The organism is Enterobacter hormaechei ATCC 49162, assembly GCF_001875655.1.
In the GTDB taxonomy this organism is placed as follows: domain Bacteria; phylum Pseudomonadota; class Gammaproteobacteria; order Enterobacterales; family Enterobacteriaceae; genus Enterobacter; species Enterobacter hormaechei.
In genome coordinates this window covers 2,745,993-2,769,364 of record NZ_MKEQ01000001.1, presented here as the reverse complement: position 1 = coordinate 2,769,364, position 23,372 = coordinate 2,745,993, and the positions used below count along the sequence as shown (strand labels likewise).

At 55.5% G+C, this 23,372-nt stretch carries 22 protein-coding genes; 10 read left to right on the top strand and 12 right to left on the bottom strand.

Going from position 1 to position 23,372, the window contains the following annotated elements:
* Positions 1-3: 3 nt before the first annotated feature.
* The 4 genes from BH712_RS13805 to rfaD are packed head-to-tail and all read right to left on the bottom strand — an operon-like array spanning position 4 to position 4,085.
* Positions 4-1,113 (bottom strand): glycosyltransferase family 9 protein, encoded by a 1,110-nt coding sequence (locus BH712_RS13805; RefSeq protein ID WP_006812409.1) that lies wholly within the window; start codon positions 1,111-1,113, stop codon positions 4-6.
* A gap of 3 nt (positions 1,114-1,116) precedes the next feature.
* On the bottom strand, positions 1,117-2,100 hold the full coding sequence (gene rfaC, locus BH712_RS13800) for a lipopolysaccharide heptosyltransferase RfaC (protein ID WP_006812408.1): 984 nt from the start codon (positions 2,098-2,100) through the stop codon (positions 1,117-1,119).
* Positions 2,101-2,103: 3 nt separating this feature from the next.
* Positions 2,104-3,150, bottom strand: coding sequence for an ADP-heptose--LPS heptosyltransferase RfaF (gene rfaF, locus BH712_RS13795; protein ID WP_006812407.1), 1,047 nt, complete (start codon positions 3,148-3,150; stop codon positions 2,104-2,106).
* Between the two features lie 2 nt (positions 3,151-3,152).
* Positions 3,153-4,085 (bottom strand): ADP-glyceromanno-heptose 6-epimerase, encoded by a 933-nt coding sequence (gene rfaD, locus BH712_RS13790; RefSeq protein ID WP_006812406.1) that lies wholly within the window; start codon positions 4,083-4,085, stop codon positions 3,153-3,155.
* 215 nt (positions 4,086-4,300) lie between these two features.
* Between rfaD and kbl the strand changes: the two genes are divergently transcribed.
* On the top strand, positions 4,301-5,497 hold the full coding sequence (gene kbl, locus BH712_RS13785; RefSeq protein WP_006812405.1) for a glycine C-acetyltransferase: 1,197 nt from the start codon (positions 4,301-4,303) through the stop codon (positions 5,495-5,497).
* A 9-nt stretch (positions 5,498-5,506) separates the two neighbouring features.
* Positions 5,507-6,535 (top strand): L-threonine 3-dehydrogenase, encoded by a 1,029-nt coding sequence (gene tdh / locus BH712_RS13780; RefSeq protein ID WP_006812404.1) that lies wholly within the window; start codon positions 5,507-5,509, stop codon positions 6,533-6,535.
* A gap of 26 nt (positions 6,536-6,561) precedes the next feature.
* On the opposite strand, the gene BH712_RS13775 is transcribed toward tdh, so the two are convergent.
* From BH712_RS13775 to gpmM, 5 genes are read right to left on the bottom strand one after another with little or no spacing between them, the layout of a single operon-like run.
* Entirely contained in the window at positions 6,562-7,476 is a 915-nt protein-coding gene (locus BH712_RS13775) for a hypothetical protein (protein ID WP_006812403.1), read from the bottom strand.
* A gap of 15 nt (positions 7,477-7,491) precedes the next feature.
* Positions 7,492-8,697, bottom strand: coding sequence for a glycosyltransferase (locus BH712_RS13770; protein ID WP_006812402.1), 1,206 nt, complete (start codon positions 8,695-8,697; stop codon positions 7,492-7,494).
* Positions 8,698-8,717: 20 nt separating this feature from the next.
* Positions 8,718-9,668 (bottom strand): divergent polysaccharide deacetylase family protein, encoded by a 951-nt coding sequence (locus BH712_RS13765; RefSeq protein ID WP_032674167.1) that lies wholly within the window; start codon positions 9,666-9,668, stop codon positions 8,718-8,720.
* A 3-nt stretch (positions 9,669-9,671) separates the two neighbouring features.
* Positions 9,672-10,931: a murein hydrolase activator EnvC gene (gene envC, locus BH712_RS13760; RefSeq protein ID WP_229690302.1), complete on the bottom strand. Its 1,260-nt coding sequence runs from the start codon at positions 10,929-10,931 to the stop codon at positions 9,672-9,674.
* Positions 10,932-10,964: 33 nt separating this feature from the next.
* On the bottom strand, positions 10,965-12,509 hold the full coding sequence (gpmM, locus tag BH712_RS13755) for a 2,3-bisphosphoglycerate-independent phosphoglycerate mutase (protein ID WP_006812399.1): 1,545 nt from the start codon (positions 12,507-12,509) through the stop codon (positions 10,965-10,967).
* 248 nt (positions 12,510-12,757) lie between these two features.
* On the opposite strand from gpmM, the gene BH712_RS13750 reads away from it, so the two are divergent.
* From BH712_RS13750 to cysE, 5 genes are all read left to right on the top strand, one after another.
* Entirely contained in the window at positions 12,758-13,189 is a 432-nt protein-coding gene (locus BH712_RS13750) for a rhodanese-like domain-containing protein (protein WP_003860840.1), read from the top strand.
* Positions 13,190-13,200: 11 nt separating this feature from the next.
* Entirely contained in the window at positions 13,201-13,452 is a 252-nt protein-coding gene (grxC, locus tag BH712_RS13745) for a glutaredoxin 3 (protein WP_003860837.1), read from the top strand.
* Between the two features lie 30 nt (positions 13,453-13,482).
* Positions 13,483-13,950, top strand: coding sequence for a protein-export chaperone SecB (gene secB / locus BH712_RS13740; RefSeq protein WP_003860835.1), 468 nt, complete (start codon positions 13,483-13,485; stop codon positions 13,948-13,950).
* A complete protein-coding gene (gene gpsA, locus BH712_RS13735) occupies positions 13,950-14,969 on the top strand; it encodes an NAD(P)H-dependent glycerol-3-phosphate dehydrogenase (protein WP_006812398.1) in 1,020 nt (339 codons plus the stop codon). The genes secB and gpsA overlap by 1 nt, the downstream gene beginning before the upstream one ends.
* A 75-nt stretch (positions 14,970-15,044) precedes the next feature.
* On the top strand, positions 15,045-15,866 hold the full coding sequence (gene cysE / locus BH712_RS13730) for a serine O-acetyltransferase (protein WP_032674179.1): 822 nt from the start codon (positions 15,045-15,047) through the stop codon (positions 15,864-15,866).
* Between the two features lie 55 nt (positions 15,867-15,921).
* Here the strand turns inward: cysE and ppiC are convergent, their stop codons facing one another.
* Positions 15,922-16,203: a peptidylprolyl isomerase PpiC gene (gene ppiC, locus BH712_RS13725; RefSeq protein ID WP_006812396.1), complete on the bottom strand. Its 282-nt coding sequence runs from the start codon at positions 16,201-16,203 to the stop codon at positions 15,922-15,924.
* An 85-nt stretch (positions 16,204-16,288) separates the two neighbouring features.
* Between ppiC and rep the strand changes: the two genes are divergently transcribed.
* Positions 16,289-18,313 (top strand): DNA helicase Rep, encoded by a 2,025-nt coding sequence (gene rep / locus BH712_RS13720; protein ID WP_006812395.1) that lies wholly within the window; start codon positions 16,289-16,291, stop codon positions 18,311-18,313.
* Positions 18,314-18,364: 51 nt separating this feature from the next.
* On the opposite strand, the gene gppA is transcribed toward rep, so the two are convergent.
* A complete protein-coding gene (gene gppA, locus BH712_RS13715) occupies positions 18,365-19,849 on the bottom strand; it encodes a guanosine-5'-triphosphate,3'-diphosphate diphosphatase (protein WP_006812394.1) in 1,485 nt (494 codons plus the stop codon).
* Positions 19,850-19,855: 6 nt separating this feature from the next.
* Complete coding sequence (rhlB, locus tag BH712_RS13710) at positions 19,856-21,124, bottom strand: ATP-dependent RNA helicase RhlB (protein WP_006812393.1); 1,269 nt, start codon at positions 21,122-21,124, stop codon at positions 19,856-19,858.
* 144 nt (positions 21,125-21,268) lie between these two features.
* On the opposite strand from rhlB, the gene trxA reads away from it, so the two are divergent.
* Positions 21,269-21,598, top strand: coding sequence for a thioredoxin TrxA (gene trxA / locus BH712_RS13705; protein WP_006812392.1), 330 nt, complete (start codon positions 21,269-21,271; stop codon positions 21,596-21,598).
* A 341-nt stretch (positions 21,599-21,939) separates the two neighbouring features.
* Positions 21,940-23,199 carry a transcription termination factor Rho gene (rho, locus tag BH712_RS13700; protein WP_001054528.1) on the top strand — a complete coding sequence of 420 codons (1,260 nt, stop codon included), beginning with the start codon at positions 21,940-21,942 and terminating at the stop codon, positions 23,197-23,199.
* Positions 23,200-23,372 lie beyond the last annotated feature (173 nt).

Genomic DNA, 23,372 nt, shown 5'->3' with positions numbered 1-23,372 from the left:
AAATTAGTTTCCTTGAGCGTCGGGAGCGCTAGCCAGTGAGCGGGCTTTTGGTAATGTACGGATAAACTGCTGAAGATCGTGTAACGCGGAGTCAGTGACAGAGAAAAGTGCTTCCCGTTCTTGCGGGAAGTAATAGCGCGTTTCAAACACATAAGAACAAATATTGTCGTCATTCCCGATCAGCATCACATTGCCAAGCGGACGTTGTTCATAGTGGCAACACGGCCCAAACAGCAGGACCACCGGCACGCCGACGGCGTCTGCGATGTAGACATTGCCCGAGTCAGACGCGATATAGCAGTCCATCTTAGAAATGGCCCAGGGAAGCTCTTCGAGCGAAAGTTTGCCAATCAGATTGATGAAGTTGGGAATTTCACCATAAAGGCGGGTGATATCGTCCATCCACGACTGTTCGTTTGGCGCGCCGAAGACATAAAACTCGCAGGGTAAATCGGCGAGGCGATCCACAATTTGCTTCCAGATAACCGGCGGGACGGTTTTCGCTTTATTGCCTGCCGCAATACTGATGCCGATGCGGATAACGTCTGGTTTATCAAGAATGGCCGGCCAGGTCGTTGGTTTGAAGAGTGGCTTTGTGGCGTGCTTGGGAGAGTCTTGCCACGTGAGCGAGCGGTCGGCCAGTTTCAGGTAGTTCGTCACCGAAAGCGTTTTTTTGCCATGCTCAACGGTACCGTCGGCCGCGAGATAGAAAATCCCGTGATACCACCTGCGCGTGTAGATGCTTAAAAATTGTTTGTTTTTGGCATTGCAGACGGCGGCAAAAAAGAGGTTCACGCTGTTGGGCTGAAGCAGGTAGACGTTGTCGTAGCGGTTCATGATCCTGCACGCGAAGCAGAGCTTACGCCACAGGTTGCGCTTATGCTGCTCGATAAAATAGATCTGTTCGATAGTCTCATCATGCTTCGCCAGCGCGCCAACGCTGCGACTGATCAACACATCGCTTTTTTGCAGATATGCCAGAAGAGGCGTCGCATTAATAAAGTCACCGATTTTAGCTGTCTGAATGACAAGGTTCTTGCCCGTGTCTTTTCGAAACAGCTTCCGGAGGAGTTTCACCGGAAAGAGTAAAATCAGCAGAAATACATAACTCATGGGTTAAATATCCCTGTTGGAAAGCCGATGGCTGCCCTGTAAAAATGAAAAAATAGCATCTGCGCTAATATCCTTCGTTTGTTGCGTAGGGCTGACCATCTGATGCTGGTTTTTACCGTAACCCCCGATCAACCCCGGATCGGTCGGGCCGAAAATTGTGATATTAGGCCGATCCAGTGCGGCGGTTAAATGACTTAACCCTGTATCCACAGACACGACGGCGTTAGCGCCCGCCAGCTGTGCGGCAACTTGTGCCAGCGTGAGCTTGGGTAACACCTCGACGTGGGAAAAGCCTGCTGCCAGACGCTCCGCACGCTGCCGCTCATGTTCTGCACCCCACGGGAGTTTAATATGGATACCGCAAGGTTGCATTAGTTCAATCAGTCTTCTCCAGTGCGTTTCCGGCCAGTGCTTATCGTCGCGCGTTGTGGCATGCAGGAAGACCAGATACGGCTCGATATCCTTCTCCGCTTCGCGCAGAAAATGCTGTGCGATGGCGTAGTCACCCTGACTGTCGGGTTTCGCATAGCCGAGACTCTTTGCGAACAGCTCGCGGGTTCGTTCCACGGCGTGCTGCTGTTTTGCGATATGGTGGCGACGGTTATAGAACAGGCTCGCCAGCGGTTCGCGGGCGGTGTGCCAGTCCATGCCGTGCTTTACGCCATGCGCCAGACGCGTGACCAGCGCGGCGCTTTTGACCAGCCCCTGGGCGTCTATGATTGCGTCGTAACGCTGGGCCTGCACCGCCTCGCGGAAGGCCTTGCGCTCGGCTTTAATCGGTGCGGAGAACCACGCTTTGCGCCAGCGGCGGATGGCCACCGGGATCACGCGATCAACGGCTTCATGCCAGGTGGGGATCTGCGCGAAGCCTTCTTCCACCACCCAGTCAAAACGGATGCCGGGGATGGCCCGCATGGCGTCCGTCAGCGACGGGAGCGTATGCAGAACATCACCCATTGAGGAGGTTTTAACGATCAATACCCGCATCCGTTATCCTTCTTCGCTCAACAGCAGTGCGTTGAGTTCGTCGAGAACACGCTGCGGGTTAATGTCGATCAGGCTCTGATGATAGCCTTCTGCGGCGTCGCCTTTGCGAACCTTGTGGTAGCCGGTGATCAAACGGATAACGCGCGCTTTGTGCGACAGCGGCGGCGTGAAGTCCGGGCTGCTCGGGCCATACAGCGCGACCAGCGGACGGTCCAGCGCGGCAGCGACGTGCATTAAACCGGAGTCGTTCGTTACCACGGCTTTACAGGCAGCAATCAGGATAACCGCCTGTTCGAGCTGCGTTTCCCCGGCCAGATTGCGGCACCATGCCTGTTGCTCGTTGCTCAGCGTGGCGAGAATTTCGTTGCCCGCCTCATGATCCTTCGCCGAGCCAAACAGCACAATCTGATAGCCTTCGTCGATCAGCTGCTTCGCCAGCTCTGCGTAGTGATAGTGCGGCCAGCGTTTTGCCGGGCCAAACTCCGCGCCGGGACAGAAACCAATCATCGGGCGTTCAGACGAAATGCCAAATGCGTTGCTGGTGTGGGATTTCTCCCCGTCGCTGACCTGAAGCTGTGGCCACAGCAGCGGCTGCGGCAGATCTTTCGCGCTGCGCATCACGCCTTTGTCGTAGGCCAGCGCCACGTAGCGCTCCACCATTAGCGGCCAGGCCGCTTTATCCAGCACCCGCGCGTCGTTCAGCAGGCCGTAGCGCATTTCACCGCGCCAGCCGGTACGGTGTGGGATGCCCGCAAAGAAAGGCACGAGGGCGGATTTGAAGGAGTTAGGGAGCACGTACGCGCGGTCATAGCGCTTCTCGCGCAGGCTATGGCCGAGTTTACGGCGCTCACCGATTTCCAGCGCCCCGTGGCCGAGCGGCATCGGGATCGCCTCGTTCACTTCCGGCATACGCGATAACAGCGGACGGCACCATGCGGGTGCCATCACGTCGATTATCGCCTGGGGATAACGCGCCTTGAGCGTGCGATAGAGACTTTGCGACATCATCATGTCGCCCACCCATGACGGGCCGATCACCAGAATCTTCATACTTATGCGTCGCGGTTCAGCCAGGCCATATATTCCGTTACGCCTTCGGCAACGGTCTTGAACGGCTTGTCGTAGCCTGCGGCGCGCAGGTTAGTCAGGTCAGCCTGCGTGAACGCCTGATAGCGGCCTTTCAGCTTATCCGGGAACGGAATGTACTCGATGCTGCCTTTTTTATGGTACGCCAGCGTCGCGTCTGCCACCGCCTGGAAGGATTCCGCGCGGCCGGTGCCCAGGTTGAAGATGCCGGACACGCCGTTTTCCCAGAACCACAGGTTCACGGCTGCCACGTCGCCTACATAGACGAAGTCGCGCTTGAAGCCGTCGCTGCCTTCGAACAGTTTCGGACTTTCGCCGTTATTGAGCTGGGTGTTCAGGTGGAACGCCACGCTCGCCATGCTGCCTTTGTGCCCTTCGCGCGGCCCGTAGACGTTGAAGTAGCGGAAGCCGACAATCTGTGAATTCGCTTCTGGCAGGATCTGACGCACGTATTCATCAAACAGGAATTTGGAGTAGCCGTAAACGTTCAGCGGCTGCTCATATTCGCGAGATTCGATGAAGTCAGAGGTACGGCCGCCATAGGTTGCCGCAGAGGAGGCGTACAGGAACGGGATTTCACGCTCCAGGCAGTAGTGCAGGATCTCTTTAGAGTACTGATAGTTGTTGTCCATCATGTACTTGCCGTCCCACTCGGTGGTGGAAGAGCACGCACCTTCGTGGAAGATGGCTTCGATCTCGCCGAACTCTTCACCCGCCATAATCTGGATAAGGAAGTCTTCTTTATCCATGTAGTCAGCGATGTTCAGATCCACCAGGTTAACGAACTTGGTGCCGTCTTTCAGGTTGTCCACCACCAGGATGTCGGTGATGCCTTTGTCATTGAGGGCCTTGATAATGTTGCTGCCGATAAAGCCCGCGCCGCCGGTAACGATGATCATAACTGTAACCTTTGAAGTGTGGAGCCCGGGGACAATCCCGGACGCTAATATTCATATCATATCATTAGTATGGCGACCCTTCAGCCATTCACCGATATGCAGCAGGGTTACACGTGATTTATGCTGCAAAAACGAGAAGAGATACTGCGTCATCTCGTCATGAACTATAGGTTTGGGTAATATGTGCCGAAATTTGCCGAGTCTGGAGAATTGCAATGCGTGGTGATTTTTACAAACAGTTAAACAGCGACCTCGACACCGCACGTGCGGAAGGGTTGTTCAAAGAAGAGCGTATTATCACGTCTGCCCAGCAGGCGGACATCACCGTTGCCGACGGCAGCCATGTGATCAACTTTTGCGCGAACAACTACTTAGGTCTTGCGAATCACCCTGAGCTGATTGCCGCGGCGAAAAATGGCATGGACACCCACGGTTTCGGCATGGCCTCCGTACGTTTTATCTGCGGTACGCAGGACAGCCACAAGCAGCTTGAGCAAAAGCTGGCGAGCTTCCTGGGAATGGAAGACGCGATTCTGTACTCCTCCTGCTTCGACGCCAACGGCGGTCTGTTTGAGACCCTGCTCGGCGCAGAAGATGCGATTATCTCCGACGCCCTGAACCACGCCTCCATCATCGACGGTGTACGCCTGTGCAAAGCGAAGCGTTTCCGCTACGCCAACAACGACATGGTTGAGCTGGAGGCCCGTCTGAAAGAGGCCCGTGAAGCTGGTGCCCGCCACGTATTGATCGCCACCGACGGCGTGTTCTCCATGGACGGCGTGATCGCCAACCTGAAGGGCGTGTGCGACCTGGCGGATAAATACGACGCGCTGGTGATGGTGGATGACTCTCACGCGGTCGGATTTGTCGGTGAAAATGGTCGTGGCTCCCACGAATACTGCGACGTAATGGGCCGCGTGGATATCATCACCGGTACGCTGGGCAAAGCGCTCGGCGGCGCGTCCGGCGGCTATACCGCTGCGCGAAAAGAGGTGGTCGAGTGGCTGCGTCAGCGCTCCCGTCCGTATCTGTTCTCCAACTCCCTGGCGCCGGCGATTGTGGCCGCCTCCATTAAAGTGCTGGAGATGGTGGAATCCGGTGCTGAGCTGCGCGACCGCCTGTGGGCTAACGCCCGCCTGTTCCGTGAAAAAATGAGTGCCGCAGGGTTCACCCTGGCCGGTGCTGACCACGCGATCATTCCGGTGATGCTGGGCGACGCGGTTGTCGCGCAGAAATTTGCTCGTGAGCTTCAGAAAGAAGGGATTTACGTAACCGGGTTCTTCTTCCCGGTAGTACCAAAAGGTCAGGCGCGTATCCGCACCCAGATGTCTGCGGCGCATTCGCCTGAACAAATTGAGCGTGCGGTGGAAGCCTTTACCCGCATCGGCAAACAGCTGGGCGTAATTGCCTGAGGACGTGTGATGAAAGCGTTATCCAAACTGAAAGCGGAAGAAGGGATTTGGATGACCGACGTGCCGGAGCCGGAAGTCGGTCATAACGATCTGCTGATCAAAATTCGTAAAACCGCCATCTGCGGTACTGACGTTCACATCTACAACTGGGACCAGTGGTCGCAGAAAACCATTCCGGTGCCGATGGTTGTCGGCCACGAATACGTTGGCGAAGTGGTCGGTATCGGCCAGGAAGTAAAAGGCTTCAGCATTGGCGATCGCGTCTCCGGCGAAGGCCATATTACCTGCGGTCACTGCCGTAACTGCCGCGGTGGGCGTACGCACCTGTGCCGTAACACCGTTGGCGTGGGCGTAAACCGTCCGGGCTGCTTCGCAGAGTACCTGGTGATCCCGGCGTTTAACGCCTTCAAAATCCCGGACAATATCTCTGACGATCTGGCCTCCATCTTCGACCCGTTCGGCAATGCGGTACACACCGCGCTCTCCTTCGACCTGGTGGGTGAAGACGTGCTGGTCTCCGGCGCAGGCCCAATCGGTATTATGGCGGCAGCCGTAGCGAAGCACGTGGGGGCGCGCAACGTCGTGATCACCGACGTGAACGAATACCGCCTGTCGCTGGCGCGTAAGATGGGCGTCACCCGCGCGGTGGATGTCTCGAAAGAGAGCCTGACCGACGTGATGGAAGAGCTGGGCATGACCGAGGGCTTTGACGTGGGTCTGGAGATGTCCGGCGCGCCACCGGCGTTCCGCACTATGCTCGACACCATGAACCACGGTGGCCGTATCGCGATGCTGGGTATTCCGCCGTCAGATATGTCCATCGACTGGAACAAAGTTATCTTCAAGGGGCTGTTCATCAAGGGCATCTATGGCCGCGAGATGTTCGAAACCTGGTACAAGATGGCAGCGCTGATCCAGTCCGGCCTGGATCTGTCCCCGATTATTACTCACCGTTTCTCCATCGATGAGTTCCAGCAGGGCTTCGACGCAATGCGTTCCGGCCAGTCAGGGAAAGTGATCCTGAGCTGGGATAAGTAATCAAAAAGGGGCCAGCGGCCCCTTTTTTACTGATTCTTTTTCTCTTCGTCCGTCAGGTAACGCACTTTGCGGGTATAATCCTGACCTTTGAACAGCAGCTTATTATCCGGTGATTCAAGATACTTCTGCCATTCTGACAGAGGGAAACCGCCGTGCGCGCCAATCACCTCTTTCGGCACAACGGCTTCCTGACCGCCGATCTTCTTGGAGACCGGCCAGTTCATCCAGTCGCCCAGGTTAACCGTTTTTAGATCCAGCATGTCCAGCAGCGCAGCGAGCGGCAGCTGATCGGTCGGCGGCTGCGTATCGTCCATCAGCTCCCAGGTATCCTGGAACAGCGTCAGCCACAGCGGGCAGATACGGCGCCAGGTCTTTTTGGTCGCCGCAAGAAACGCGCCGTTAACGTGATCAACCAGATACGGGCGCACCGTTTCTTTGTAATACGCCGGCACTTTCTCCGCTGGCGCGCCGTCCAGCTTGGCAATCATTTTGCCCTGACGGAAGCTGGAGTAGATGTGCATATCCGCCATGTTGATCTCTGGCATTTTAAGCAGGTTGAGATCGGAGTCGATCATCAGCACACCTTCACCGCGCGCCTGCAACGGAGCGTTAAGCTTCACCAGACGACTGAGGTAGATCTGCTTATAGCGATAATTCTCTTCGCGTACGGGAAGGGTGAGCGTGACCACGCGGGTTTTTGGCGGTAGCTCGCCGAAAGCGGATTCAGGCTGATCGCTGACAATAACAATCTCGCTGACGTCGGTGGCATAACGCTCTGCAAAGGTCGCAGACAATAACGCCTCTTCGACGAAATCCGCGCCCGTACACGGGATCACAATGGAATCAACCGCAACGAGATCGCGCGTGGCCGGAAGGGAAGCGTACGGAATGTTATGTCGCCCGGTGATGTGGCGGTAGCGAGCATTCAGAAATTTAAACATGTTCTTCTCGTTTGGTTATTGCGCGCCAAGAACGGCCTCGACACCGTTAACATAGCTTTCAATGGCATACACGTTGCAGACATTCTGATGCGCAGCCGCGGCGAGCCGGGCACGCAGAGCAGGATCCTGCCAGATATTATCCAGATGTTGAGCAAGTTGCGACACATCGCTCCAGGGGAATAACAGCCCGGTCGACTCGTGGTCGATCAATTCTGCCGTGCCGGTCACTTTTGAACCAATGACGGGGATGTTCAGCAGCATCGCTTCCAGTACGACGCGGGGCAGACCTTCGCTCTGCGAGGCCAGAATAAACGCGTCAAAGGTGGCGAGATAGTCAAAAGGCGTATTCTGGAAACCGGTAAAAATCACGTGTTCAGCAATACCCAGCGCGTCAGCCTGTGCCGCCAGCGCGCCGCGTTCAGCCCCTTCACCGACCAGCACCATTTTCCATTTTGCCTGCGGGTGCCTCTGGCTGAACTGGGCCAGCGCCTCCAGCGTGTGGTGGTTGGCCTTGCGAGGAATTAACGAGCCAATACTGCCGAACACAAACGTGTCGTCATCAATGTGCAGCCGCTGGCGCATTGCGCGTCGATCGGGCAAAGGCTGGTGGATGTCGATGGCATTGTTGACCGTGGTACACAGCTCTGGCCGGACGCCATGCTGAAGGAGCACGCGCTCAACGCCGTGCGAGACAGCGATGATTTTTGTGGCATGGGCATTCACCAGCTTCACCAGCGGCGGGGTCAGCACCGGTTCAATGCGGCAGTGCTGGATGATCCGCGCATGCAGGTTTGCGCCCGCCAGATAACCCTCTTCGTTAGAGCCTGGCTGGTTGTTCATGTACAGCGTATCGAAACCACCTTCTCTGAAAATGGTCTCGATCTTGCTGACGTTGGGGCGAATGCGCCACAGCGAATCAATATGGCGCGTAAACGCTTTCCGGGCGCTGCGCGAGAAAAACAGCAGGCTGCGGCCCAGCTCTTTGGCAATTTTCGCCCATGCGGGCTGCTTATGCTGAGGAATGACAATTAAGGGGATGCCAATGCCGTTCAACACCTGGCCGATGGTTTGTCCTTCCGCCCGGCTATAGTCCCTGTAAAAACAACAGGTAATATCGAACTTCTCGCGGTTAATGCGCTTCAGAAGTTCGAGCATGCTGTTGGTACCTCCTCCCCACTCTTTACCGGTATCGAGGAGCAGAATTTTGTGTCGTTGCGGCATCTTTCTACCTTAATCGCCTGTCACTGGGATTGGCTCGCTGCTGATTTCTTTCCCCAGCCCTGCCACTGATGCTGGAAGTATTGCACCAGTGTACTCTGGCTTACGCTTTCGCTGATAACCGTAAAGAAGCGGGTTGCATGCACCGGTTCAGGTGGCTGTTTCAGCGTACAGTTCTTCACGCCGCGGAATGGATTACGCGGCTGCGTTGCCGGTGGTTGCGCACTACCCGGACGAGACGTATCTACCTGAGGCTCATTGAGCAGATCGCTCGGACGTACCAGCGTGATATCGGCGGGTAAGCCCGGCAACATTTGCTGCAAGACGCGAACGGTAGACGGATGCGGGTGCCCGATGGCAATCGCCGAACCGTTACGGCGCGCCAGCTGTACCGCGCGGTTGAACTGCACGCGGATATCCGCTTCGTTCTGGGAGTCGTCCAGGAAGACTTTGCGCTTGATGACTTTCACACCCGTCCCCTGAGCGGCACGCATCGCCTGGCTGTTGCCGATGGTCATGCTGTCGAGGAAATAGAGATTGTAACGCTCCAGCGCCTGCATCACTTTCAGCATACCGTACAGGCTGGAGGTCATCGCGCTGCCCATATGGTTATTCAGCCCCACGGCATACGGCACTTTATTGTACGCATCGCGGATAATGCGATCGATCTCGTCGCTGCTCATGTCCGGGCGCAGGGTATCTTTTTCCAGCGGCTGCTTGCTGAGGGGGGCCATCGGCAGATGGATGAGGACCTGATGGCCGCTATTGTGAGCTTTGGTCGCCATTTCATGCGCATGAGGCGCATTAGGCAGGACGGCGACAGAGATGGCTGATGGCATCGCCAGCACCTGATTTTCATAGTGTGGTCGATAACCGAAGTCATCTATCACAATCGCGAGTTTGCCTGCATAAACCGGTGCAGCCAGCGCCATTGCGCTGACCACGAAAAAAACAATTCGACGAAATTGAAGCAAAACTTATCTTCCCAACCACGGCTGTGGATTGACCGCCTGACCCTGACGACGAATTTCGAAATAGAGTGACGGGCGGCCCTGACCGCCACTGCTGCCCACAAGGGCAATGGGTTGACCCGCGCGCACCTGAGTGCCGACGCTGACCAGCGCGCTCTGGTTGTAGCCGTAGAGACTCATGTCGCCTTTACCGTGTTCAACCACCACCACAAGCCCGTACCCCTGTAGCCAGTCGGCCAGGATCACGCGGCCATCGGCGATGGCTTTCACTTCGCTACCTTCAGACGCACCGATCACGATCCCCTTCCAACGTAGCTCACCCTGCAACTGTTCGCCATAGCGATGCAGGATCGTACCGCGAACAGGCCAGTAAGCCTGACCACGTGGGGAGCCGAGGCCGCCGGTACGTGACATCAGGGAACGTTCATTTTCAGTCGGTTTGTAGGTGGTGCCTTTCCGGGAAGCTTCCTGCTGCTTATTACGCACCGCCTGCGCTTCGCGCGCTTCTTTTTCGGCGCGCGCTTTGGCCGCGGCTTCTGCCCGGGCAATGCTGTTTCGCAGTCTGGATTCGTTGGCACGCATTTCGCTCAGCTGGCTTTGTCCTGCCTGGATAGAGGACTCCAGCCCGGCGAGCGTCTTCTTACGCTCATTGCGCGCCTGCTCAAGCTTTTCCTGCTGCGCCTGCTGATCGTAGAGTAGCGTTTGCTGCTGGCTCTGTTTCTCTTCCAGCGCGGCTTTTTGCGTGGTGACTTCTTCGCGCGTCTGTTTCAGCTGCGCAATGGTCTCCTGGCGGGCCTGGTTAAGATAGCCAAAATAGGCCTGCAAACGCTGACCACGCTGGCTCTCTTCCCCGCTGAGGATCAGCTGAAGCCCGGTGTGCTCGCCCTGGCGGAAAGCGGCATCAAGCTGTGCCGCGAGGTTGCGCTCCTGGGCGTCGCGCTGACGCTCCAGTTTCGCAATCGATGCGTTCATTTCATCGATTTGCTTATTGAGCTGGGCAAGGGTGTTTTGGGTTTCACGCAGCTTCCGCGCAGCGGCGGAGATGGCCTCTTCCTGCTTTTTAAGCTGGGCGAGCAGGGTGGCGCGCTGCTGTTGCTGCTGACGTACCGCACGCTCTTTGGCGGCGATATCGGCCTGAATGGATTTAAGCTGATCGCGGTCATCCGCGTGGGCGGATGCGGCGCACAGCAATACGCCAGCGCTGAGTGCGCTGGCGTAAAACAGAGGTCTGACTGATAGCCGAAGCGGCTTCACGACCCATGTGATTGAAAAAATCGCCTTTCCCCTCATGGGGAGCGATTATTCCACGATGAACAGCGGCTTACCAGTCATCTCTTCAGGGATCGGCATGCCCATCAGCGACAACATGGTTGGCGCGATGTCGGAAAGCTTGCCACCTTCCACTGCTTTCACTGATTTATCACCCACATAAATCAGTGGAACGGGCAGGTTGGTATGAGCGGTATGCGCCTGACCGGTTGCCGGGTCACGCATCTGTTCTGCGTTACCGTGGTCGGCGGTGATCAGCAGCTGGCCGCCCACGGATTCAACCGCTTTCGCCACCTGCTCTACGCAGTGGTCCAGCGCTTCAACCGCTTTAACGGCTGCTTCCATCACGCCGGTGTGACCCACCATGTCGCCATTCGGGTAGTTACAGATGATGGTGTCATATTTACCGCTTTCGATCGCAGCCACCAGTTTTTCGGTCAGCTCCGCAGAGCTCATCTCTGGCTGGAGATCGTAAGTGGCGACTTTCGGTGAGTTAATCAGGATGCGGTCTTCGCCTTTGAACGGATCTTCTACGCCACCGTTAAAGAAGAAGGTCACGTGCGCATACTTTTCAGTTTCGGAGATGCGCAGCTGGGTTTTATCGTTTTTCGCCATCCACTCGCCGAAGGTATTTTCCAGGGAAGCAGGTGGATAAGCGCATGGCGCGTTGATATCCGCTGCATATTCGGTCAACTGGATGAAATCGATCTTCACCACTTTTTTACGGGCGAAACCGTCGAAATCGCTGTTAACGAAGGCGCGGGTGATTTCGCGCGCGCGGTCAGCACGGAAGTTCATGAAGATCAGCGCATCGCCATCTTCCATGGCGGCATCGGCCTGGCCTTCAGCGCGGATCACGGTTGCTTTGACAAATTCGTCGTTTTCATCACGCGCGTATGCCGCTTCGAGGGCTTCAACGGCGGTCGCGAACTGGAACTCACCTTTTGCCAGGGTCAGCAGATCATAGGCTTGCTCAACGCGATCCCAGCGGTTGTCGCGGTCCATGGCATAGTAACGGCCAATAATGGAGGCCACGCGGCCTTTGCCCAGTGCGGCAAATTTGTCTTCAAACGCTTCCAGAGAACCTTTTGCGCTGCGTGGTGGCGTATCGCGACCATCCAGGAAGGCGTGCAGATAGATTTTTTCCGCACCGCGCTCAGCGGCCAGTTCGACCATCGCCATGATGTGATCTTCGTGGCTGTGAACGCCGCCCGCAGAGAGCAGGCCCATAATGTGAACGGCCTTGCCTGCGGCAACGGCTTTATCAACCGCTCCGGTGAGCGTTGGGTTGGCAAAGAATGTACGTTCTTTGATTTCAACGTCCAGGCGCGTCAGGTCCTGATAAACGATACGGCCCGCGCCCAGGTTAACGTGTCCCACTTCAGAGTTGCCCATCTGACGATCCGGCAGACCCACTTCCAGGCCAGAGGCATCAATCAGGGTGTGGGGACGTTTTGCCCATAGCGCATCCATCACCGGGGTTTTGGCGTTGAAAATGGCGTTATCCTGCTGATCTTCACGGTAGCCATAGCCATCCAGAATCACCAGTACCATAGGTTTTTTAGAAACCGACATTGCGACAACCTCATGCTCAAGAGACAAAAAATTTGCGTAATTTTACTACAGCTGAATCGATAAAATAGCCGCAGAAGATCAAAGAAAGCGTTGGGGCAAGGCAGTTCTCAGGCTATTTTGAGGCTTTTTTTACGTGGCATGCCGCAGAAAATAGATTAGCTTTATGTCGCTGGCTGTATTTGCCACAGCGCACAGGTATACTCCTGTCCTGGTTTTTTTAATCACTTAGTCGGGAGTTGTTACCCCCCATGCAAGAAATTATGCAATTCGTTAGCCGCCACCCGGTTCTGAGCATCGCGTGGATTGGCCTGCTGGTCGCTGTACTGTTCACCACATTTAAGGGACTGACGTCTAAAATTAAGGTGATCACCCGCGGTGAAGCGACACGTCTGATCAACAAAGAGGACGCCGTGGTTGTCGATCTGCGTCAGCGCGACGATTTCCGCAAGGGCCATATTGCAGGTGCTATCAACCTGCTGCCAGCGGAAATCAAAGCGAACAACATTGGTGAGCTGGAGAAGCATAAAGCCCAGCCGATTATTGTTGTTGACGGCACTGGCATGCAGGCGCAGGAATCTGCCAACGCACTGCATAAAGCAGGCTTTGAAAACGTAACGGTGCTGAAAGAAGGCATCTCCGGCTGGAGCGGGGAGAATCTTCCTTTAGTGCGCGGTAAATAAGGAGTTAAGTGATGGCCAATATTGAGATCTACACCAAAGCAACGTGCCCGTTCTGCCACCGAGCGAAAGCGCTGCTGTCCAGCAAAGGCGTAACGTTCAAGGAACTGCCGATCGATGGTGACGCGATTAAACGCGAAGAGATGATCCAACGCAGTGGTCGCACAACGGTTCCACAGATTTTTATTGATGCGCAGCACATTGGCGGCTGTGATGACTTGTATGCGCTCGACGCCCGTGGTGGACTCGATCCGCTGCTGAGCTAGAGACTTAGGACAATTAAAAAGGGTTTTTCCATGTCAGAACAAAACAACACCGAGATGACTTTCCAGATCCAGCGCATCTACACCAAAGATGTCTCTTTCGAAGCGCCAAATGCGCCGCACGTTTTCCAGAAAGACTGGCAGCCAGAGGTTAAACTTGATCTGGATACCGCATCCACCCAGCTGGCGGATGACGTGTATGAAGTCGTACTGCGTGTCACCGTGACCGCTTCTCTGGGCGAAGAAACTGCATTCCTGTGCGAAGTCCAGCAGGGCGGCATCTTCTCCATCGGCGGCATCGAAGGCAACCAGATGGCGCATTGCCTGGGTGCATACTGCCCGAACATCCTGTTCCCGTATGCGCGTGAATGCATCACCAGCCTGGTTTCTCGCGGTACATTCCCGCAACTGAACCTTGCGCCAGTTAACTTTGATGCGCTGTTCATGAACTATTTACAGCAGCAGGCTGGCGAAGGTGCCGAACAACATCAGGATGCCTGATGAGCACTGTTAATGCGTCAATGACTGTGATCGGTGCCGGCTCATACGGCACCGCTCTTGCCATCACGCTGGCAAGAAATGGTCACGACGTGGTCCTGTGGGGCCACGATCCCAAACATATCGCCACGTTGCAACACGACCGCTGCAACGTGGCGTTTCTCCCGGACGTTCCGTTCCCTGACTCGCTGTATCTGGAAAGCGACCTCGCGACCGCGCTGGCGGCCAGCCGCAATATTCTGATTGTGGTGCCGAGCCATGTGTTTGGCGAAGTTCTGCGTCAGATCAAGCCGCTGATGCGTGCGGATGCGCGTATTGTGTGGGCGACGAAGGGGCTGGAAGCGGAAACCGGACGCCTGTTGCAGGACGTTGCCCGCGAAGCGCTGGGAACGGCGATCCCGCTGGCGGTGATCTCCGGGCCGACCTTTGCCAAAGAGCTGGCGGCGGGCTTGCCGACGGCGATCTCGCTGGCGTCCACCGACCAGGCATTTTCCGACGACCTTCAGCAACTGCTGCACTGTGGCAAAAGCTTCCGCGTGTATAGCAATCCTGATTTTATCGGCGTGCAGTTGGGCGGTGCGGTGAAGAACGTCATTGCCATCGGGGCCGGGATGTCTGACGGCATCGGTTTTGGTGCGAATGCGCGTACTGCGCTGATCACCCGTGGACTGACCGAAATGTCCCGCCTGGGCGAAGCGCTGGGTGCCGATCCGGCCACCTTTATGGGAATGGCTGGGCTGGGCGACCTGGTGCTGACCTGCACCGACAACCAGTCGCGTAACCGCCGCTTTGGCATGATGCTCGGACAGGGCAGCGATGTAAAAAGCGCGCAGGAGAAGATTGGTCAGGTGGTTGAAGGCTATCGCAATACCAAAGAAGTTCGCGAATTGGCGCACCGTTTCGGTGTCGAAATGCCAATAACCGAGGAAATTTATCAGGTATTGTATTGCGGAAAAAATGCGCGCGAGGCAGCATTGACCTTATTAGGTCGTGCGCGCAAGGACGAGCGCAGCAGCAATTAGCCGGGAAGTATCATCACCTGAATGACCCAGCCAGCGCAGAACTGGCTGGTCATTAACTATCGTCTGGAGCAAGCAATGCCGTGTGAAGAACTGGATATCGTCTGGAATAATATTAAAGCCGAAGCCCGAGCGTTGGCCGACTGTGAGCCTATGCTGGCCAGTTTCTATCACGCGACGCTACTCAAGCACGAAAATCTCGGCAGCGCCCTGAGCTACATGCTCGCCAATAAACTGGCTTCCCCTATCATGCCTGCTATCGCCATTCGCGAAGTGGTAGAAGAGGCCTACGCCGCCGATCCGGAAATGATTGCGTCTGCCGCCTGCGACATTCAGGCCGTGCGCACCCGTGACCCGGCGGTGGATAAATACTCCACACCGCTGCTGTATCTCAAAGGATTCCACGCTTTACAGGCGTACCGCATCGGTCACTGGTTATGGAATGAGGGACGCCGCGCGCTGGCCATCTTCCTGCAAAACCAGGTTTCCATGTCCTTCCAGGTCGATATTCACCCGGCGGCGAAAATTGGCCGCGGGATCATGCTCGATCACGCCACCGGCATTGTCGTCGGTGAAACGGCGGTGATTGAAGATGATGTGTCGATCCTGCAATCCGTTACGCTGGGCGGTACCGGTAAAACCAGCGGCGATCGCCATCCGAAAATTCGTGAAGGGGTGATGATTGGCGCAGGCGCTAAAATCCTTGGCAATATTGAAGTTGGCCGCGGCGCGAAGATTGGCGCGGGGTCGGTTGTCCTCCAGCCAGTACCGCCGCACACCACCGCCGCTGGCGTCCCGGCGCGCATCGTCGGTAAGCCAGACAGCGATAAACCGTCGATGGATATGGATCAGCACTTCAACGGTATTCATCACACCTTCGAATACGGCGACGGCATCTGAATGCTGGTCCACTGAAATAAAAAAAGCCCGGTGAGTTAACGCACCGGGCTTTTGATTAGTTGCGGTATAACACTTTGATAATGTGATAACCGAACTGCGTATGCAGTGGGCCGGTTGGCTCCAGCACCGGGCAGGAGAAGACCACTTTATCAAACGCCGGGACCATCTGGCCCTGGCGGAACTCACCTAAGTCACCGCCGCGTTTGCCTGACGGGCAAATCGAGTGTTTCTTCGCCAGTTTGCCGAAGTCGGCGCCGTTTTTAATCTGTTCGAGCAGATCCTGTGCCAGTTTCTCTTCTTTAACAAGGATATGCAGTGCTGCTGCTGTTTTTGCCATGATCGTGCCTTGAGTCGACTAGTTTACGATCGGTATACTACCACGCGTTTTTCCTCCTCTCCCGACTTTCATTGAGTGATCATTTATGCGTTTAAACCCCGGACAACAACAAGCTGTCGAATTCGTCACCGGACCCTGCCTGGTGCTGGCGGGAGCGGGATCCGGTAAAACACGCGTGATCACCAATAAAATTGCTCACTTAATTCGGGGTTGTGGATACCAGGCACGCCATATCGCGGCGGTCACCTTTACCAACAAAGCGGCGCGTGAGATGAAAGAGCGCGTCGGCCAGACGCTGGGCCGTAAAGAGGCGCGCGGGCTGATGATCTCCACTTTCCACACGCTGGGCCTGGATATCATCAAGCGCGAATACGCGGCGCTGGGCATGAAGTCCAACTTTTCTCTCTTCGATGACACCGATCAGGTGGCGCTGCTTAAAGAGCTGACGGAGGGGCTGATCGAAGATGACAAAGTGCTGCTGCAACAGCTGATCTCGACGATCTCGAACTGGAAAAACGATCTGATGACGCCAGCCCAGGCAGCGGCAAGTGCCAAAGGCGAGCGCGATCGCATCTTTGCTCATTGCTACGGTCTGTACGACGCGCATATGAAAGCCTGCAACGTACTGGATTTCGACGATCTGATCCTGCTGCCGACGCTGCTGCTTCAGCGGAATGAAGAGGTGCGCGAGCGCTGGCAGAACAAAATTCGCTACCTGCTGGTGGATGAATATCAGGATACCAACACCAGCCAGTACGAGCTGGTGAAGCTGCTGGTAGGACAGCGTGCACGCTTTACCGTCGTAGGCGATGACGATCAGTCGATTTACTCCTGGCGTGGCGCACGTCCGCAAAACCTGGTGCAGCTGAGCAAAGATTTCCCGGCGTTGCAGGTCATTAAACTGGAGCAAAACTACCGTTCTTCCGGGCGTATCCTGAAGGCGGCGAACATCCTGATTGCCAATAACCCACACGTCTTTGAGAAGCGTCTGTTCTCTGAACTGGGTTACGGTACCGAACTGAAAGTGCTTAGCGCCAACAACGAAGAGCACGAAGCGGAGCGCGTAACGGGTGAGCTGATTGCCCATCACTTCGTCAACAAAACCGAATACAAGGATTACGCGATCCTCTACCGCGGTAACCACCAGTCGCGCGTCTTTGAAAAGATGCTGATGCAGAACCGCATTCCCTACAAAATCTCCGGCGGTACGTCGTTCTTTTCGCGTCCGGAAATTAAGGATCTGCTGGCCTATCTGCGCGTGCTGACCAACCCGGATGACGACAGCGCGTTTCTGCGCATTGTGAACACGCCGAAACGCGAGATTGGCTCTGCAACGCTGCAAAAGCTGGGCGAGTGGGCGATGACCCGCAACAAAAGCCTGTTCACTGCCAGCTTCGATATGGGGCTGAGCCAGACTCTGACCGGTCGCGGCTATGACGCCTTAACCCGCTTCACCCACTGGCTGGGTGAAGTGCAGCGTCTGGCTGAGCGCGAGCCTGTGGCGGCAGTGCGCGATCTGATCCACGGCATTGACTACGAATCCTGGCTCTATGAAACCTCTGCCAGCCCGAAAGCGGCAGAGATGCGCATGAAAAACGTTAACCAGCTTTTCAGCTGGATGACCGAAATGCTTGAAGGTTCTGAGATTGACGAGCCAATGACCCTGACGCAGGTCGTCACCCGCTTCACGCTGCGCGATATGATGGAGCGCGGCGAAAGCGAAGAAGAAGCCGATCAGGTGCAGCTGATGACGCTGCATGCCTCGAAAGGGCTGGAGTTCCCCTATGTCTATCTGGTGGGGATGGAAGAGGGCTTATTGCCACACCAGAGCAGCATTGATGAAGATAACGTCGATGAAGAGCGCCGTCTTGCCTACGTGGGGATCACCCGTGCGCAGAAAGAGCTGACGTTCACGCTGTGCAAAGAGCGCCGTCAGTACGGCGAGCTGGTGCGCCCGGAGCCGAGCCGTTTTCTGCTGGAGTTGCCTCAGGACGATCTTATCTGGGAGCAGGAGCGTAAAGTCATTACCGCTGAAGAGCGCATGCACAAAGGGCAGGCAAACGTGGCAAACATTCGCGCGATGCTGGCAAAGGCCAAAGAGAAGGGATAACGATTTGTAGGCCGGGTAAGGCGAAGCCGCCACCCGGCACGCTTCAAAGGGTCACTTCACCTCAAGTGCCCAGTGCACATAGCTCTGCCACTGGAACTCCTGCTCAACCAGTTCTGCGCCAAGCGGATGATTTTCAAGCCAGTTTTCCGGCAACGTCAGCGTCAGTTTCTCATCGTCTGCCACCAGCGTAATGGCTGGCAGCAAATCATCACGGCGGCGGCTGGCAAACAGGATAGCCAGGCGAAGCAGACGACACAGATGCTCCGCCACCCGCGGCGGCACAGCGTTCTGCTGGTGAAGTGAAGAGAGATCGACGGCGTTGGTCTGATTCAGCAGCAGGGTGGCAAGCAGCTTCTTCTGTGCGGGCGTATAGCCGGGTAAATCAAGATTTCGTACCAGCCAGGCCGCGTGCAGCGGTGCCTGCTTGTACTCCACGCTGAGGCCAATTTCATGTAGCGCACAGGCGCTTAGCAGCAGATCGCGGCTTAACGGTTCAATATCCCAGCTTTTTTTCACCTGATCGGCAAACAGTGAGGCGAGTTGACTCACTCTGTGTGCCTGGTCGGTATCAACAATAAAGCGGCGCTGAACGTTACGCAGCGTACGACTACGGATGTCCTGATCGACCGACTGGTGCAGCATTCCGTAAACCAGACCTTCACGCAGCGCACCGCCTGCCAGGGTCATACACTGGATATTCAGCTCGGTGAAAATGGCGATCAGAATGGCCAGCCCACTTGGGAAAACCAGCGCGCGTTCGAGCGTCAGGCCTTCTATTTCAAGCTCTTCCAGACGACCACACTGAATGGCGCGCTGTTTAAGCTGCTGGAGTTTGGCCAGCGTGATCCGCTCGTCCATCCCCTGCGCCATCATGATCTCCTGCAACGCCTGAACGGTGCCGGACGCCCCGACGCACACTTTCCAGCCGTGATAGCGCAGTTCATCCATGACCGGGCGCAGGACCTCACGTGCCGCGTTTTCCGCCTCGTCAAAATTCTCTTTGGCGAGGTTTCGATCGGTAAAGTAGCGTTCCAGCCAGGTCACGCAGCCCATCGACAGGCTGAAGAGCGATGTCGCCTGCGCGCCTGTGCCTGTGACCAGCTCGGTACTGGCGCCACCAATGTCCACCACCAGACGGCGATCGTCGCCGCCGGTTGTGTGCGCCACGCCCTGATAAATCAGACGCGCTTCTTCTTCACCGCTGATGACCTGCACCGGACAGCCCAGAATTTCCTGCGCTTTGGCAATGAAATCGCCAGCGTTAACCGCCAGACGAAGGGTCGCCGTGGCAACAACGCGAATTTGACTGAGCGGGATATCCTGCAAACGTTCTGCAAACAGGCGCAGACACTGCCAGCCACGTTCCATGGCTTCAGGAGAGAGGTGATTATCGCTGCTCAGGCCCGCCGCGAGGCGGACCTTGCGCTTAATGCGCGTCAGCGTTTGTATGCTTCCCGCCACCTCGCGCACAACCAGCATATGAAAACTGTTCGAACCGAGATCAATTGCCGCATAAAGCGAGGTGGAGCTGAGCATATTTTCTTAACCTGAACGACGACGATTACGCGGTGCACCGCCTGAACGACGCGGGCCATTGCCGGAGCGTGGACGGGTGAGGCGCTTAGGTGGCGGCAGCTCGCTTAACAGCGCGTCCGGATTGTATTTGCTCTGTGGGATAGAGTGACCGATGTAGGTCTCAATAGCCGGAAGGTTCAGCGCATACTCTTCACACGCAAGGCTGATGGAGTGACCGCTTGCGCCAGCACGACCGGTACGACCGATACGGTGTACATAGTCTTCACAGTCATCTGGCAGGTCATAGTTAAAGACGTGCGTCACGGCTGGAATATGCAGGCCACGGGCCGCCACGTCGGTCGCGACCAGAATATCGAGGTCGCCACGAGTAAATTCGTCGAGAATACGCAGGCGTTTTTTCTGCGCCACGTCGCCGGTCAGCAGGCCCACACGGTGACCATCTGCCGCCAGGTGACCCCAGATATCTTCACAGCGGTGTTTGGTGTTCGCGAAGATGATGGCGCGATCCGGCCACTCCTCTTCGATCAGGGTTTGCAGCAGGCGCATTTTCTCTTCATTTGAAGGATAGAAAAGCTCTTCTTTAATGCGGTGCCCGGTTTTCTGCTCCGGTTCCACTTCCACATATTCGGCGTTGTTCATCTGTTCGAACGCCAGTTCGCGAACGCGATAAGAAAGGGTTGCGGAGAACAGCATATTCAGACGCTGGTTTGCCGCAGGCATACGGCGGAACAGCCAGCGGATGTCTTTAATGAAGCCCAGATCGTACATGCGGTCTGCTTCATCCAGCACCACGACCTGGATTGCGCCGAGGTTGATATGGTTCTGTTTGGCGTAGTCGATAAGACGGCCGGTGGTCCCAATCAGGATATCCACGCCGCTTTCCAGCACTTTCAGCTGTTTATCGTAGCCGTCGCCGCCATAGGCCAGGCCAAGTTTCAGGCCGGTGGCCTGCGCCAGGGGCTCAGCGTCTGCGTGGATCTGTACCGCCAGTTCTCGCGTCGGGGCCATAATTAGCGCGCGCGGCTGGTTAACTTTGCGGTCTGCAATCGCTGGGTGAGAAAGTAAATAATGAAACGTTGACGTTAAAAACGCCATCGTTTTGCCAGTACCGGTTTGCGCCTGCCCTGCAACATCGCGACCGGCCAGCGTCAGCGGCAGGGCGAGAGCCTGAATGGGCGTGCAGTTATGAAACCCCTTAGTTTCAAGGGCTTCGATCACCTTTGGGTGCAGGGCGAAGTCGGAAAACTTCTGTTCTGTTAAATGTGTTTTGCTCATAGTGTGGTAGAATATCAGCTTACTATTGCTTTACGAAAGCGTATCCGGTGAAATAAAGTCAACCTTTAGTTGGTTAATGCGACATCAACACGTCGTTGGTGGAGACAAAACCAACGTACCAGGCTTATTCCTGTGGAGTTATATATGAGCGATAAAATTATTCACCTGACTGACGACAGTTTTGACACGGACGTACTTAAAGCTGACGGGCTGATCCTCGTTGATTTCTGGGCTGAATGGTGTGGTCCTTGCAAAATGATCGCTCCGATTCTGGATGAAATCGCTGACGAATATCAGGGCAAACTGACCGTTGCCAAGCTGAACATCGACCAGAACCCGGGCACCGCGCCAAAATACGGTATCCGTGGCATCCCGACCCTGTTGCTGTTCAAGAACGGTGACGTGGCGGCGACCAAAGTGGGCGCACTGTCCAAAGGTCAACTGAAAGAGTTCCTGGACGCTAACCTGGCGTAAGGTTTCTCAGCTGAGCGTCCAGAGCGCCTAATTAATGGTGAACTCTGGACGCCCGGCTTTAGTCGTGCTAAGTTAGCTATGACTACGTTTTAAACATATCTTGTTGTTTGAATCTTGTTTTACCCGATACTTCCCGTTGTTAACTTAAACAGTGCGTGAAGTTGCTAGATTCCGGGCTTGTCACTCAATCCGTCTTGTCGTTTCAGTTCTGCGTTCTTTCCCTGTGACCAGACAGCGAACAGACATGAGGTGATGGCCGCTAAACAGGCATGGATGACCCTGCCATACCATTCACAACATTAAGTTCGAGAATCACCCCGAGTTTAAGAACCCACACCATTATGAATCTTACCGAATTAAAGAATACGCCGGTTTCTGAGCTGATCACTCTCGGCGAAAATATGGGACTGGAAAACCAGGCTCGTATGCGCAAGCAGGACATCATTTTCGCCATCCTGAAGCAGCACGCTAAGAGTGGCGAAGATATCTTTGGCGACGGTGTGCTGGAGATACTGCAAGACGGATTTGGTTTCCTCCGCTCCGCAGACAGCTCCTACCTCGCCGGCCCTGACGACATCTACGTATCCCCTAGCCAAATCCGCCGTTTCAACCTCCGCACTGGTGACACCATTTCAGGTAAGATTCGTCCTCCAAAAGAGGGTGAACGCTACTTTGCGCTGTTGAAGGTTAACGAAGTTAACTACGACAAACCGGAAAACTCCCGCAATAAGATCCTGTTCGAGAACTTAACGCCGCTGCACGCGAACTCTCGCCTGCGCATGGAGCGTGGTAATGGGTCTACTGAAGACTTAACCGCTCGTGTGCTGGACCTGGCATCGCCAATTGGTCGTGGTCAGCGTGGTCTGATTGTGGCGCCGCCAAAAGCAGGTAAAACCATGCTGCTGCAAAACATTGCGCAGAGCATTGCTTACAATCATCCAGACTGTGTGCTGATGGTGCTGCTGATTGACGAACGTCCGGAAGAAGTGACCGAGATGCAGCGTCTGGTGAAAGGTGAAGTGGTTGCGTCTACCTTTGACGAACCGGCATCTCGCCACGTTCAGGTTGCGGAAATGGTTATCGAGAAGGCGAAGCGCCTGGTTGAGCACAAGAAAGACGTGATCATCCTGCTCGACTCCATTACCCGTCTGGCGCGTGCCTACAACACCGTGGTGCCAGCTTCCGGTAAAGTACTGACCGGTGGTGTGGATGCCAACGCCCTGCATCGTCCGAAACGTTTCTTCGGTGCGGCGCGTAACGTGGAAGAGGGCGGTAGCCTGACCATCATCGCGACGGCGCTGATCGATACCGGCTCCAAAATGGACGAAGTTATCTACGAAGAGTTCAAAGGTACAGGCAACATGGAACTGCACCTTTCTCGTAAGATCGCAGAAAAACGCGTCTTCCCGGCGATCGACTATAACCGTTCCGGTACCCGTAAAGAAGAGCTGCTTACCACTCAGGAAGAGCTTCAGAAAATGTGGATCCTGCGCAAAATCATCCATCCAATGGGCGAAATCGACGCAATGGAATTCCTCATTAACAAACTGGCGATGACCAAAACGAACGACGATTTCTTCGACATGATGAAACGCTCGTAACGCAAATAATCCCAGTCAACGCCACGTTTTTACGTGGCGTTTTTTATTTATGGACTATACGCTATTACCACACACTCCCAATTTTGACCTGTCGGTGCGACAATAAGAAGGTTTGCACAGTCAAAGCAATAATTGATTGAAAAACATACAAAGGGAGTTGTGAGAGGCCGTCT

Excerpts from the sequence above, each read along its gene's own strand:
- BH712_RS13805 (WP_006812409.1), bottom strand. The coding sequence starts at position 1,113 with ATGAGTTATGTATTTCTGCTGATTTTACTCTTTCCGGTGAAACTCCTC.
- rfaC (WP_006812408.1), bottom strand. The coding sequence starts at position 2,100 with ATGCGGGTATTGATCGTTAAAACCTCCTCAATGGGTGATGTTCTGCAT.
- rfaF (WP_006812407.1), bottom strand. The coding sequence starts at position 3,150 with ATGAAGATTCTGGTGATCGGCCCGTCATGGGTGGGCGACATGATGATG.
- rfaD (WP_006812406.1), bottom strand. The coding sequence starts at position 4,085 with ATGATCATCGTTACCGGCGGCGCGGGCTTTATCGGCAGCAACATTATC.
- kbl (WP_006812405.1), top strand. The coding sequence starts at position 4,301 with ATGCGTGGTGATTTTTACAAACAGTTAAACAGCGACCTCGACACCGCA.
- tdh (WP_006812404.1), top strand. The coding sequence starts at position 5,507 with ATGAAAGCGTTATCCAAACTGAAAGCGGAAGAAGGGATTTGGATGACC.
- BH712_RS13775 (WP_006812403.1), bottom strand. The coding sequence starts at position 7,476 with ATGTTTAAATTTCTGAATGCTCGCTACCGCCACATCACCGGGCGACAT.
- BH712_RS13770 (WP_006812402.1), bottom strand. The coding sequence starts at position 8,697 with ATGCCGCAACGACACAAAATTCTGCTCCTCGATACCGGTAAAGAGTGG.
- gpmM (WP_006812399.1), bottom strand. The coding sequence starts at position 12,509 with ATGTCGGTTTCTAAAAAACCTATGGTACTGGTGATTCTGGATGGCTAT.
- BH712_RS13750 (WP_003860840.1), top strand. The coding sequence starts at position 12,758 with ATGCAAGAAATTATGCAATTCGTTAGCCGCCACCCGGTTCTGAGCATC.
- grxC (WP_003860837.1), top strand. The coding sequence starts at position 13,201 with ATGGCCAATATTGAGATCTACACCAAAGCAACGTGCCCGTTCTGCCAC.
- secB (WP_003860835.1), top strand. The coding sequence starts at position 13,483 with ATGTCAGAACAAAACAACACCGAGATGACTTTCCAGATCCAGCGCATC.
- gpsA (WP_006812398.1), top strand. The coding sequence starts at position 13,950 with ATGAGCACTGTTAATGCGTCAATGACTGTGATCGGTGCCGGCTCATAC.
- cysE (WP_032674179.1), top strand. The coding sequence starts at position 15,045 with ATGCCGTGTGAAGAACTGGATATCGTCTGGAATAATATTAAAGCCGAA.
- ppiC (WP_006812396.1), bottom strand. The coding sequence starts at position 16,203 with ATGGCAAAAACAGCAGCAGCACTGCATATCCTTGTTAAAGAAGAGAAA.
- rep (WP_006812395.1), top strand. The coding sequence starts at position 16,289 with ATGCGTTTAAACCCCGGACAACAACAAGCTGTCGAATTCGTCACCGGA.
- gppA (WP_006812394.1), bottom strand. The coding sequence starts at position 19,849 with ATGCTCAGCTCCACCTCGCTTTATGCGGCAATTGATCTCGGTTCGAAC.
- rhlB (WP_006812393.1), bottom strand. The coding sequence starts at position 21,124 with ATGAGCAAAACACATTTAACAGAACAGAAGTTTTCCGACTTCGCCCTG.
- trxA (WP_006812392.1), top strand. The coding sequence starts at position 21,269 with ATGAGCGATAAAATTATTCACCTGACTGACGACAGTTTTGACACGGAC.
- rho (WP_001054528.1), top strand. The coding sequence starts at position 21,940 with ATGAATCTTACCGAATTAAAGAATACGCCGGTTTCTGAGCTGATCACT.